The sequence below is a fragment of the Pontibacter diazotrophicus genome (assembly GCF_003367245.1).
In the GTDB taxonomy this organism is placed as follows: Bacteria; Bacteroidota; Bacteroidia; order Cytophagales; family Hymenobacteraceae; genus Pontibacter; species Pontibacter diazotrophicus.
On the sequence record NZ_QRGR01000014.1, the window covers coordinates 86,359 to 98,061 of the forward strand.

The 11,703-nt window shown below is 44.3% G+C and carries 12 protein-coding genes and 1 pseudogene; 10 read left to right on the plus strand and 3 right to left on the minus strand.

Translation table 11 applies throughout. The annotated features are described in order from the left end of the window. The first annotated feature begins 98 nt into the window (after positions 1-98). Both DXT99_RS14075 and DXT99_RS14080 read left to right on the plus strand, forming a co-directional pair. Positions 99-713: an outer membrane beta-barrel protein gene (locus tag DXT99_RS14075; RefSeq protein WP_115566206.1), complete on the plus strand. Its 615-nt coding sequence runs from the start codon at positions 99-101 to the stop codon at positions 711-713. Between the two features lie 310 nt (positions 714-1,023). Continuing rightward, complete coding sequence (locus DXT99_RS14080) at positions 1,024-1,440, plus strand: hypothetical protein (protein WP_115566207.1); 417 nt, start codon at positions 1,024-1,026, stop codon at positions 1,438-1,440. A gap of 116 nt (positions 1,441-1,556) precedes the next feature. Here the strand turns inward: DXT99_RS14080 and DXT99_RS14085 are convergent, their stop codons facing one another. Next, positions 1,557-1,976, minus strand: coding sequence for a phosphoribosyltransferase (locus tag DXT99_RS14085; protein ID WP_115566208.1), 420 nt, complete (start codon positions 1,974-1,976; stop codon positions 1,557-1,559). A 411-nt stretch (positions 1,977-2,387) separates the two neighbouring features. On the opposite strand from DXT99_RS14085, the pseudogene DXT99_RS14090 reads away from it, so the two are divergent. The 6 genes and pseudogenes from DXT99_RS14090 to DXT99_RS14115 all read left to right on the plus strand — a co-directional run. Further along, positions 2,388-2,645: pseudogene (locus tag DXT99_RS14090) on the plus strand (ribonucleotide-diphosphate reductase subunit beta); the annotation flags it as partial. Between the two features lie 506 nt (positions 2,646-3,151). Further along, complete coding sequence (locus DXT99_RS14095; RefSeq protein WP_115566210.1) at positions 3,152-3,379, plus strand: hypothetical protein; 228 nt, start codon at positions 3,152-3,154, stop codon at positions 3,377-3,379. After that, entirely contained in the window at positions 3,376-3,672 is a 297-nt protein-coding gene (locus DXT99_RS14100; RefSeq protein WP_115566211.1) for a helix-turn-helix domain-containing protein, read from the plus strand. Before DXT99_RS14095 ends, DXT99_RS14100 begins: the two co-directional genes overlap by 4 nt. Positions 3,673-3,950: 278 nt before the next feature. After that, positions 3,951-5,066, plus strand: coding sequence for a DUF5700 domain-containing putative Zn-dependent protease (locus tag DXT99_RS14105; protein WP_115566212.1), 1,116 nt, complete (start codon positions 3,951-3,953; stop codon positions 5,064-5,066). Positions 5,067-5,378: 312 nt separating this feature from the next. Then, a complete protein-coding gene (locus tag DXT99_RS14110) occupies positions 5,379-6,185 on the plus strand; it encodes a hypothetical protein (RefSeq protein WP_115566213.1) in 807 nt (268 codons plus the stop codon). A gap of 181 nt (positions 6,186-6,366) precedes the next feature. Then, complete coding sequence (locus DXT99_RS14115) at positions 6,367-6,690, plus strand: hypothetical protein (RefSeq protein WP_115566214.1); 324 nt, start codon at positions 6,367-6,369, stop codon at positions 6,688-6,690. Between the two features lie 39 nt (positions 6,691-6,729). On the opposite strand, the gene DXT99_RS27055 is transcribed toward DXT99_RS14115, so the two are convergent. Then, positions 6,730-6,906, minus strand: a complete 177-nt coding sequence (locus DXT99_RS27055; RefSeq protein WP_181885132.1) for a hypothetical protein — start codon at positions 6,904-6,906, stop codon at positions 6,730-6,732. A 186-nt stretch (positions 6,907-7,092) separates the two neighbouring features. Here DXT99_RS27055 and DXT99_RS14120 point away from each other — a divergent pair, with 186 nt between their 5' ends. Next, positions 7,093-7,287: a hypothetical protein gene (locus tag DXT99_RS14120; protein ID WP_115566215.1), complete on the plus strand. Its 195-nt coding sequence runs from the start codon at positions 7,093-7,095 to the stop codon at positions 7,285-7,287. Between the two features lie 224 nt (positions 7,288-7,511). On the opposite strand, the gene DXT99_RS14125 is transcribed toward DXT99_RS14120, so the two are convergent. After that, positions 7,512-9,854 (minus strand): 6-bladed beta-propeller, encoded by a 2,343-nt coding sequence (locus DXT99_RS14125; protein ID WP_115566216.1) that lies wholly within the window; start codon positions 9,852-9,854, stop codon positions 7,512-7,514. A gap of 199 nt (positions 9,855-10,053) precedes the next feature. Between DXT99_RS14125 and DXT99_RS14130 the strand changes: the two genes are divergently transcribed. Further along, on the plus strand, positions 10,054-11,592 hold the full coding sequence (locus DXT99_RS14130; protein WP_115566217.1) for a Fic family protein: 1,539 nt from the start codon (positions 10,054-10,056) through the stop codon (positions 11,590-11,592). Positions 11,593-11,703 lie beyond the last annotated feature (111 nt).

An 11,703-nucleotide genomic window follows, 5' to 3' on the forward strand; every position in this document is an offset into this window, starting at 1 on the left:
TATAAACAGCTTCTTATCAGCGAAAAATATATCTTCAAAACGAATATTAAAACAAATAAATTTGATATACTTGTGCTGCACAATTCAAAGGTAAAATAATGCAACCGATTTGCCGGATTATTGGAATAACGCTGTTGCTACTAACAGCTTACAATGTTCAGTTAAAAGCCCAGGACCATCGTAACAACGGGTATATTGGGGTAGGGCTGGGGCCAAGTTTCTTACCAGGGAACAATTATGTAAATACCGGAACAGGACTGAATCTGAGTCTGCTAAATGTTGGCTATACTATAGGCAAAAACTTCGGAGTAACCGGAATATGGGCGGGTGGCGCTCATATTTTCGATTCTGAAGCTACAATTTTTATTCTCGGAACCACCCCTTTACCGGCAAAAGTAGAAATTAGCTATGGTGTGCTGATGGTTGGCCCGATGTACACCCTGAACCTGACAGATGACTCTTCTCTGGATTTTAAGCTTAGGCTGGGCAGTTTGTACTCTTCAAACAAATCAACGACAGAAGTTTCTGCCAGCACATCGGAGAACACAACCCTTGGCGCATCGCTTGGGATAGGTTACCGCAAAAAAATAGCAAACCGCTGGTGCATCATGCTCTCTTCCGATTACTATGCGGGCAGGCAGCAATTCAGTTTTGAAGAAAGCCAAAAAACGCATATCCTGAGCTTTACCGCTGGGGTGGGTTTTGTGCTGTAAGGTTATGCTGGCACTACAGGTTACTGGCAGAGGCGGAATCCACTCGTGTCGTCAACAGTTTGCGGGATTATAGCGCGTACTGTTACTTATGCTGCATGTATAGCTGCGAAAAAAGAAAAAGCACGAGTTGCAAGCTCGCACCAGCAGGCGCCAAAGAAGAGGGAGTGTATTTAGCAACTATTATACTATATTTAGTAATTGGTATAATACTCCTATGAAGTCACTTTTCGTCTGTTTTCTTATCTTAGTTCTTTCTGCTCCGGCACAAGCGCAGGACCTTACGTTGCGGAATTTGTTGAAGCTAAGGGGAATGGAGATAACCAAAGTAGATAAAAAGCTATCCAGGAAAGGGTGGAAATTTATGTCAGATAGCAAACCGTCTGATAAAGTGATGGGAAAGGCTGTGTGGGCTTATAGCCCGAATCCAACTGGCGCCATCGCATGGTGTGTGCTTTACTATAACGATACCAGCCCTTCGCGCATTTTATACAATGCTTACGCTGGCAACGCTGTTCAAAAAATTCATAAGAAAATGCGCCTTCGTAAATTGTTACCCGTTTCAGAGGGCAACACTTTAGAAGGGGTAGAGCAACTGGAGTATTATGCCGACTATCCAGAGAACAAATACGTGTTGCGCCTGCTGAAGTACCAACAGTTTGGCTTTAGCGGAGTCAAGATTTTTGAAAAAGCAGACTATGAGAAAGCCAGGGAGAATGGGCGTCTTTAACAAGCTCTTCCTTTTGCTAGTGGGAGTATGCAGCACGAACGGTTACGCATGCTGAATGATTAGCTGCGTGGGAAAAAAAATCGAGCTGCAATTAGTGCCAGCGGGAGCGGGGTAATTCATTTTTGTTTCTTTACTTCCCAGGGCATTTTCGGGCAGTCGCCCAGATACTCCAAGCCCACGAAATCGGGTCGGTTGATTTGGTTATCTGCTGCACAGAAAAGCACGGCTACCCTGGCAGGGTTACCGTAGCGGGCTTTTATAAATTCCATCGTACCACCTGTTTCTGTGGCATCATCAATAAACAGCACGTCCTCAAACTGGTGGCGGCCCGTCAGGCTGTCGCCATCAAAGCCATAGTCACGGTTGTAGTTCACATAATCCACCACGTTTATGCCCAGCTTATGCGCTACCAGGGCGGCTGGTATGCAACCGCCACGCCCGATGGCAGCAATGCAGGTAAATCCCTTTTTTTGCAAAGCAACGGACAAGGCATTTACGGCATCCTCTACTTCTTCCCACGTGTAGCTATACTTCATGTTGGTCTTTGTGGCGGTTGTACGGCTTTAGCCGCTTTAGGGCTGTTTCCGGTTAGATATATACTTAAATCAGCAGCTTTCCAGTTTTTGCAGGTTGTTCGGCCGCTATTGTGAGTCCTGTGCTAGTGGGAGGTTGTAGCTCGTACTGTTACTCGTGCTGAATGTATAGCTGTGAGGAAAAGCAAAGGTACGAGTTGTAAGCTCGCGTTAGCGGAGGTAATAATTTATTTATTCTATTTTATATTTTTTCTACAGCAGTTTCGGAATATTTAATTTTGGTTTTGTGTTCTTTGAGTAAAATAATTTATTTAACAAATGGTTAATATTATCGATTATTTATTAACTTTGAGTTAATAAATAACTGGTGCTAATTAAAAGCAGAATGTCTAATTGACCTAGTAAAAATTATATATGGAGCCAATATTGAAAGAGAATCCAAATCGCTTCGTCTTGTTCCCGATTCATAATGACGCGGTGTGGCAGATGTACAAGAAGGCGGAAGCTAGCTTTTGGACAGCGGAGGAGATTGACTTGAGCCAGGACCTTAAAGATTGGGAGAATCTTAATGACGGAGAGCGCCACTTTATCAACCACGTGCTGGCTTTCTTCACTTGTACAGAAGGGGTTGCTGATGAAAGGCTTTCAGTCAACTTCTTTCTAGAGGTTCAGTTGAATGGAACTCGTAGTAGAGTTAAAGGTTTTCTGCAAAATTTGAGATTTGATTCATTTATTAGGCAAAGTCTAAGAGGCTGTTTTGATTTGATATAAAAAGACTTTTTTGACAAATTAGAAAAACTCGAATCGTTGAATTTAGCTCATATAAGCACTTTCTTCATTTTCAATTATAGTCACTTGAAGGCTCTGTAAACCAATATTAACAAATCAAAACAGCCTCTAAGAAGACTGATTAAAGAAATAATCTGGACAACTTTCTCAAAGGAATTCGATGCTCTAGTTGATCGGTTACGAGCTTCATCTGCAAGGACTGGTTTGAATCAATCATGTAAAAGGCCTAATCTCTCGAGCTTCTGCAAAGCATTTATGGTATACTTTCATAAGAAAGTGGATGAAGAAGTTAAATCAATGTTAAACCTAGCCCAATTGCAATTCATGATGAAATAATCAAATAACGACGAATTGTCCTTTAGAAGGATATTCCTCACTAAATCAGAAAAATGGATAAGTTAGAATTAATAAATGGTTTAACCGAAGTTATTGAATCTAAACATAGTAAGCTTTCTTCGCTGGATTTAAAAAAGCTTAAAGAAATTCGTAAAGAACTGTCAATTACTAAAACAAAAGAAGAAATGGCCTCAGTTGTTCTTAAACGAATGCATTATCTACAATTTTTTAAGGAAATATTAAATCAACTGGTAGAATTTTTTAGAGAGCCGCCTTCATGAACTTAGGAGAGACAATAAAAGAATTAAGAAAGCGTAAGGGGTTTAACCAAAGTGAGTTTGCTGCAAAATGTAATATTTCACCAACATCTCTTTCTTTGATTGAGTCGGGAAAGAAAAGACCTCATACCAAAACATTAGATGCTATTTGTAGTGCCCTTGAGATTCCTGAGCCCTTTCTCTACTTCTTAAGTACAACTGAAAGCGATATACCAGAAGAGAAAAGGGAAGCATACAAAATATTGGGTCCAACTATCAAATCTATGATGAGTCAATTATTTGATTTACCTTCTTAGCTAAACCCGCTATCTCGCCCTTACCTATTTTACAATTGTACCTATTCTAGAAATTATAACTGACGTAATAGAGCATCTTTCGTCCCAGAACATACTGATCGTAAATACCCCTTCCTGAGCCAGGAGAGGAGGTAGACCTTCCTGAAATTCACACCCAGACCAGATTATTCCTCTGTGTTAAAACTTTTATTGATTTAGGTTTATAGGATATAAAGCTTTTATTATATTTACTTCTACACTTATAGCATCTTATAAACTAAAAGCCTACATCATCACTTATGAAAACATTCTACAGGTTTATTGCAGCCACAGCGCTTACTATGGCTGCCTCTTCTGCGTTCCAGACAGCAGAAGCGCAGCACGTAAACATTGAGGCGGCCACCAAATACTGGGAAATCACAGACGCGCTGCGACAGAACCAGCCCCTTACCGATGAAGCATGGAAGGAGTTCCTGGAAATACAGGGAAACAAGGTGTATGTGAAAGGCGTGTTTAGCGAATCTGACCTGAAAGCCTACCGGAAAGCGATTGAGACAGTTTATATGCCGCAGCATGACTCGCTGCTACAGGTAAAACTGAAGGCCGGCACCTGGTACTATGTGCTCGTGAACGACTATAAAACCAACGAGGCACACCACCAGAAATATGTGCAGGAGACAAGTGAGAACCCGGAATACCTGGACCTGATGTATACGCTGGCCTACGAATACCTGCCACAACGGGCCCACACCAAGGTAGAGGACCTGCAGCTCTATTACAATGCCCTGGGCAACGATGCTGCCTCCAGGAGCGAGGGTATTTTTTTTAGCATAAACGCCGCCATAAACTGGAACAAGTACAAAGAGGGCTCGTTGGAAGCGCATGAGATACACCACCAGATCAGGCCTCGCAGAGAATTCGGAGAGGTGAGTGAACCTGATGCAGGTATTATGTGGGCCCTGGCGAGTGTGCAGAACGAGGGGATAGCAGACCAGATAGACAAAAGAGTGATACTAGAGGGTGGAGGAGAAGATGCTGCTGGTGTTGAGGGTTGGCTGTTGAAGCCGGCTCCCGGCATCATTCAGCAGCTGGATACGATGATGGTGGCGCTGGCAAACAACAGTGCAGAGGCCAGCCAACCTGTGAAGCACTATGTCAGGATGTTCAAAGGCAGCGGCGGTCATATCCCCGGCTTTTACATGGCGAACGTCATCGAGCGCAACGGCTACCACAGAAAAATGATTCAGACCGCTGATGATCCGTTTGCCTTTATTCGCCTGTACCAGAAAGCCGCCAAAAAAGACAAAGCCTCGGCTCCTGTATTTTCTAAAGCATCTATGGCCTACCTGAAAAAGCTGGAGAAGAAATACGCGGTTAAAGGCGCAGTCAAGCAAAAAGTAACCGCTTCGCTTTAACGCAGGCAGCAAAAGTACACGTGTGGGGCATCCGGTTATTCAGGGCGTGTAGCCTAAAAGAGATAGAAGCCGAAAATTGCAGGCAGGATAGAAATATCTGTCTGCAATTTTCATTTAAGCTAAGCACAATTTGCTGCCGCTGCCGCTAAATTTGCTGGACGAGGCATAGCTTCAGGGTCAGAAGCTCCTGCTTTAGAGCCCCGGCGTATGGCGGCCAAAACCATAGCCAGCTGGATGGCGTAGCTTGGAATCGAGGGGATGGTGCTATCTTTTAGCGAAAGAACGGAGACGCTCAATTCATATCATTCAAACATGAAGATCAACTCACTTTATCTGGTTTCGCTTGTGCTGCTTCTATTAAGCTGTGGTAAAGAAAACGACGAAACCCTGCCTCAGCCTGAACCCGAAGTTACATCCTGTAAAATAACAGAAACAAAAGTCAGTGACAATGGATTTGTGACCACCTACTTCTATGATTCCGAGGGGTTGTTGAAGAAAGTTGAAGCTGTTCTTCCAAATACTTCTAACAATGCCAATTATTATGAACTGGAGTATGATGCTGACGGAAGACTGATAAAGAACAACTGGAGTATTCCTTCACTTAATTTCTATTATCAGCTGCTTTATACTTATAACAGCGCTGGGCAGGTAACTAAATTAACCCTCAGTCATAAAAATACCGAAGGAAATTATGTACCCTCTACCTATCATGTGTATGAGTATACAGGCCCTGACGAGATGAAACAGCGCCGCCTGTACAGAATTGATAAAGACCAGGATGTATTGCTGGAAACGGAGGATTACTTTTATGAAAATGGACTGATGGTGAAGGTAGAATTCCAGGGGCAGCGGCCGGATTTAAATAAAGTTTATGAGTTGGAGTATGATGATAAAAAGAACCATGCATACCAAAGCCGTGTCTTTAACATGCAAGGCTACGGTTACCCTTTCAGGCACAACATCACCAAAACTACTGCACTAGATTATAAAGGGCGGATAATTTCCAACGAAAGCACTGAATCCACCTATACTTATACCCCAGAAGGTTATCCTGCCACGCGAACAAGTACAAGGGGAATCAACACCTTTAGTGTTGCTTACACTTATAACTGTAAGTAGAGGGGGCTTTTTACCTACAGTCTACACAACGTTAGCACTTTCTATCAACAGGTAAACACAGTGCATACGCTGCTACATTTAAGCTAATCCAAACTTGCCTGCTGCAGCTCCGGAACTTCATACAGCACGACATCCTGTACAATACCTGCAACCTTAAACCATAACCACCAGAATACATAGTATGAATCTAACGGTCGGTTGTAAAGTAGAATGGACAGAGTCGGTATACACGCCTTACGTGGAAGGGGAAGTATCGGAGTTTGTTGGGGAGAGAACCATCACCGGTAGAATTACGGCAGAGGGATATGCGAAGAAAACGAATTACCATTTCTTCACCATACATGTGTATGGCGCAACGGGAGTGGACGCCGAGAAGATAGAAACTGATAGCAAGATTGTGCGGCGGGGTGTGGTGCTATACCCCAAATGCAGTATACTCGCCAAGCCAGTTAATTACGAGGAACTGGTACAGGAAAAGGCGCTACGGAAAACCGGAAGCAGCTGAACGTAAAAAAGCCCCTGTGTTGCGCAGGGGCTTTTTTATTTATTTCACCGTTACAGGTATCAACTCACGCTCATAATAAACCAGGTCCTTCTGCGAAGGATTGTTGTTTACTGTACAGTAGTAGATACGTTTCAGGTAATGTCTGATGGTTAATTTCAGATCAGGATTCACCTTGGCGAACACTTCTGATCCTATCGGGAATATATTTTCTAACATACCTTATTATACGCAGTTAAATCCCTTAACAACGGGTTATTCCTGTGTATTTTAAGTAAAGTAACAATGGGTGTAATTAGGTGCCTTTTGTGGCCAGGTTTAGCTGTAAATATGTTAAAGCAAATCAAATAAGGCTTAGGTTCGTATCTATCATTAAACGTATAAAATAACCTAATAGAAAAAGCTATGGATAACAAAAGCAAAACAAGCATTAAAAACCTGGTGGATGAACCATCACAGATAAAAGATATCATGAATGACCCTGCCGAAAAGGGTATTAATTTTTACCAGAAGCTTCCTGCTAAGCAGAAGCAGTACCTCCTTTTTGCCGCTGCTGCCAGCTTGGTAGGCTATGGCATTTATGTAGGGCAAAAAGGATAAGAACCATTAGATAATAAGATAATTAATCGGCAGATCGCAGGTCTGCCGATTTTTTTTGCCCTTTCTGTTCCTGCATTCGCTTCTGCTTTTCAAGTCTCCATCAATGCTTTTGCTTGCTGCATAGCGGTAGGCTTTCTTCTGGTCGGTAACTGGTCGGTAAGTAGCGCGTAACATCCAACAGGTGATAACTCAGGCGCGGGATAATACTTTAGAGAGACGTGATGTTAGCGCACTAAAAACTTTAAGCGTCTTGTTTCTTTTTCGGTAATTATTTCCAGCAGGTATAAGCCTGGAGCAAAAGAAGCGACAGGCAGTAAAAGCGTGTCTTTTCCGTTTCCTTTGCGGACTAATACGGTTTTTCCCATCGAAGTATAAACCCGGACCTGCTGCCACCGGACATGATCTGCAAAAAGTACATTCAGATGTGTTGTGGCAGGGTTAGGGTAAAGTAATGCCGGAGGTGCTTTGTCTTCGGGATACGGTACTTCCAGCGGACTTACTATTTCGCCGGAGACCTTGAACTGGAACGGGTTTTTAGCAGGATCGTTCGTAGCGAAAGAAACTTCACCATTGTACTGGCCCACTGTTTCAGCAGAAAGTTTGATGCTGAATGTAGCGGTAGCACCGGCCGCAATTTCACCAGGAAAATCTGTTGCCAGGCTATATCCTGCCGGAAGGGAAGGGCTGCTCAGTATAAGTTTACCGATACCTGCGGTGTTGTCTATCGTGAACTCTTTACTCAAATCCGTTCCTTGCGGGGTAGTGCCAAAAGCGTAGGTGCCGTCCAGCGCAATCGGGGTATTCTCGAACTTCACCGCAATGGCAGGCGCCGGCGTGAATACCTGCAGCCGATGGCTGGCATCGGTAACATACACTTGCCCCGCTGCATCCAGGGTTATTCCTGAAGGTTGGTTAAACTCCCCAGGCGCTGTGCCTGGGCTGCCGAATGCATAAAGGAATTCGCCTGAATCAGAAAACTTCTGGACGCGGTTGTTATGCTCATCTGCCACAAAAATATGGTCTTCGTTATCCAGCGCTACACTTACAGCATATTGGAACTGGCCATTCTCTCTGCCGTATCGGCCTACTTTTAGAAGGAAATTACCGGCAGCGTCGAATTTCTTGATCTGCTGGTTGTAAAAATCTGCTACATAGATGTTGCCTTTGCTGTCCAGGGCCACACTCACGGGCATGTTAAACTGTTCATCGGCAGAGCCTTTGCTTCCTATTGCCATCAAACGGTTACCTGAAGCATTATATTTCTTGATGAAGTGATTGTTACGGTCTGCTACATAAATGTTGTTTTCTTTATCTAACGCAACTGAAACAGGGTAGGAGAAACCATCCAGGATTTGCGTCAGGTATTGGCCCGTGGGGGAGAACTTTGAAATGCGATCGTTCCCTGAGTCAGCCACATAAATATTTCCTGCTTCATCCACCGTAATACCCGAGGGATTAAAGAACTGGTCAGGGCCAGCGCCTTTGCTTCCGAACTTAAGCAGGAACTGACCAGTGGATGAATATTTAAGTATGCGGTGATTGTAGCTGTCGGCTACATATACATTTCCCTCTTTGTCTACCGCAACTTCCATAGGGTTTTGAAACTGGTAGTCAGTAGAGCCATTATCGCCGAAGCTTTCTAAAAATTGCCCGTCCAGTGTTAACTTCTGAATGCGCTGGTTATAAGTATCTGCAATTAAAATGGAGCTATCCGCATCAATTACCAGGTTTTGAGGTGAGTAAAACTGGCCTTCGGAGGAGCCAAACGTTCCTATCTTACCTATAAAACTACCTAAAGGAGAAAATTTCTTGATGCAATGATTCCCATTATCAGACACATAAATAATGCCTTCAGCATCTACTGCCACCCCTACAGTAGATTTAAACTCTGTATTTCCGCTTCCTAAGCTACCTATCTGCATCAGCAGGTTACCGCTGGCGGAATGTTTATGCACCCGGTGGTTGCCGGTATCACCTACATAGATATTGCCTTCTGTATCTACTGTGATAGCAGTAGGGCGATATAACGTTTCTGTTGCGGTGCCACTATTACCAAAAGCCATCATAAATGCTCCGGATGTGGAAAATTTTTGCACACGATTGTTGAAACTATCTGCCACCAGAATATTGCCTTCTGCGTCGAAGGCGATGGCCCTCGGAATGTTAAGTTGCCCATCATCTGCGCCTCTGGTTCCAATTTTCATCAGGAACTGGCCGTCTGCAGAGAACTTCTGAATGCGGTCGTTGTCAGTGTCTGATACAAAAATGTTTCCCTCCTTATCCACCAGGATATCTTGCGGACGATTCATTTGTCCATCCTGAAAACCAAACATACCAAATGTTAAAATCAGCTGGCCTGTAGAGGAGAGCTTTTGGATGCGGTGATTTCCTGTATCGGCGATATAGATATTTCCTTCTTTATCCGTAGCAACTGAACCGGGAAGTGTTAATTGCGCCTGTTGGTTAAATAATGAGCCGACGCCCCATTTGAGGTAGTATTGCGCCTGAGCAGGATAACAGGCAAGCAAGCAAATACAAAGGAAACATTGTAGAAGTTTAGATTTCATAAGCTGGAAAGTCTGATTACATAATATATCAATATATAGAATTGTCAAATATAAGTGATTGCCTTTATTTACTTTATGAAATATTCTTTATGCTTTCGCTTTGTACCTGTTTTTTATATTGTCAATTAATTCGTACCCATTATTTAAAGATAATACCTGTTTTTACTATCTTTGAAATACCCGCTTTTGATAGTTATGTATGGATAGTACCCACATTACGCAGGATATACTCGTTTTTAACGGGCGCACAGCTCCCGAAGCAGGAAGTCTGGCAGGGTATGGCAGCCTGATAGGCTATTACCAGCTGGAGGTGCCCATGCCGCAGCGCCTGGCGCTGATCAGTAAGAAGAATCGCAGGTATAATCAGCCGGAATGGTTGGTGCTTCCCCCTCCTTATCAACCGGCTGACACACTGTCCGGCCACTTAACCTTTGCCCTGAAGTATGAAGGTATTAACCTGTTGTTTTTCAGGAAGCTGTTTCGGAAGCTGCCGCAGGAAGAAGTGACAGCGTTGGTACAGGCAGAATACTCCGGGCAGTATATGCGGAAGGTATGGTTTCTGTACGAGTGGCTGATGCAGGAGCAGCTCCCTATACCTGATCTAAAGATTAAAAAGGCAGTACCGCTACTCGATGAGCGCCTGCAATATGCCACACCAGGCGGTATCCGCTCCACCAGGCATCGTATTATAGATAACCTCCCCGGTACGGTCGCATTTTGTCCGCTCGTCTACAAAACAGAAAAGCTGGAGCGCTACATCGGCGAAAAGCTTGACCAGCGAAGCCATGCCGTTATCAGCGGCGTACATAAAGATGTGTTAATGCGCACATCGGCCTTCCTGTTGCTGAAAGACTCCAAAGCATCCTTCACCATAGAAGGGGAGAACCCCACCCAAAGCAGGGCAGTCCGGTGGGGCAGAGCCATTGGGCAGGCAGGAACCAGGCCACTGAGCAAAGAAGAACTGCTGCGCCTGCAGCAGATCGTGATAGAGAATAGCCGGTTTGTGTCCATGGGCTACCGTACCGAAGGTGGTTTTGTTGGCGATCACGACCGTGCTACCGGCGACCCTATACCAGATCATATTTCAGCCCGCTGGCAGGATGTGGAGCCGCTGATGCAAGGCCTGCTGGAGGCGGCAGAATACCTGGAAAAAGTGCGTTTTCATCCTGTGCTGGCAGCCGCTAAAATAGCCTTCGGGTTTGTGTTCATACACCCCTTTGCAGACGGCAACGGCAGACTACACCGCTACCTGGTGCACCACCTGCTGGCCGCCATGCGCTATACGCCCCAGGGAATCATTTTCCCTGTCTCAGCCGCTATACTAGAGCACATCGATGACTACCGGAAAGTGCTGGAGGGGTACTCACACCCGCTGCTCGACTTTATACAATGGAAGAAAACAGGCAACAACAACATAGCGGTACTAAACGAAACAGCTGATTATTACCGTTACTTTGATGCCACCGCACAAGCCGAGTTTTTATTTGACTGTGTTGCCTACACCCTGGACAAGATCATACCCGAAGAAGTGAACTATCTGCAAAAGTATGACCGCCTGAAAAGCTGGCTGGATGATAATTTCCAGATGCCCGATAAAATGGTGGCCCTCCTGGTCAGGTTCCTAGAGCAATCGGAAGGCAGGCTGTCGAAGCGGGCAAGAGAGAAAGAATTTGCCGCCTTAACCGACGATGATGTCAAAGAGATTGAAGCAAGCTTTGCGCTATACTTTTACAGTTGAATTTGTGCCTCAACTACCTGTGCTATTTTAGAAATGAGTACATAAAAATATGTCATTCGCGTTAAGACCGGCTTCGAATATTAATTTTGTAGTCTTGTGTCTCAATACCTG

Coding starts and splice junctions, on each gene's coding strand:
- DXT99_RS14075 (WP_115566206.1), top strand. CDS start 99: ATGCAACCGATTTGCCGGATTATTGGAATAACGCTGTTGCTACTAACA.
- DXT99_RS14080 (WP_115566207.1), top strand. CDS start 1,024: ATGGAGATAACCAAAGTAGATAAAAAGCTATCCAGGAAAGGGTGGAAA.
- DXT99_RS14085 (WP_115566208.1), bottom strand. CDS start 1,976: ATGAAGTATAGCTACACGTGGGAAGAAGTAGAGGATGCCGTAAATGCC.
- DXT99_RS14095 (WP_115566210.1), top strand. CDS start 3,152: ATGGATAAGTTAGAATTAATAAATGGTTTAACCGAAGTTATTGAATCT.
- DXT99_RS14100 (WP_115566211.1), top strand. CDS start 3,376: ATGAACTTAGGAGAGACAATAAAAGAATTAAGAAAGCGTAAGGGGTTT.
- DXT99_RS14105 (WP_115566212.1), top strand. CDS start 3,951: ATGAAAACATTCTACAGGTTTATTGCAGCCACAGCGCTTACTATGGCT.
- DXT99_RS14110 (WP_115566213.1), top strand. CDS start 5,379: ATGAAGATCAACTCACTTTATCTGGTTTCGCTTGTGCTGCTTCTATTA.
- DXT99_RS14115 (WP_115566214.1), top strand. CDS start 6,367: ATGAATCTAACGGTCGGTTGTAAAGTAGAATGGACAGAGTCGGTATAC.
- DXT99_RS27055 (WP_181885132.1), bottom strand. CDS start 6,906: ATGTTAGAAAATATATTCCCGATAGGATCAGAAGTGTTCGCCAAGGTG.
- DXT99_RS14120 (WP_115566215.1), top strand. CDS start 7,093: ATGGATAACAAAAGCAAAACAAGCATTAAAAACCTGGTGGATGAACCA.
- DXT99_RS14125 (WP_115566216.1), bottom strand. CDS start 9,854: ATGAAATCTAAACTTCTACAATGTTTCCTTTGTATTTGCTTGCTTGCC.
- DXT99_RS14130 (WP_115566217.1), top strand. CDS start 10,054: ATGGATAGTACCCACATTACGCAGGATATACTCGTTTTTAACGGGCGC.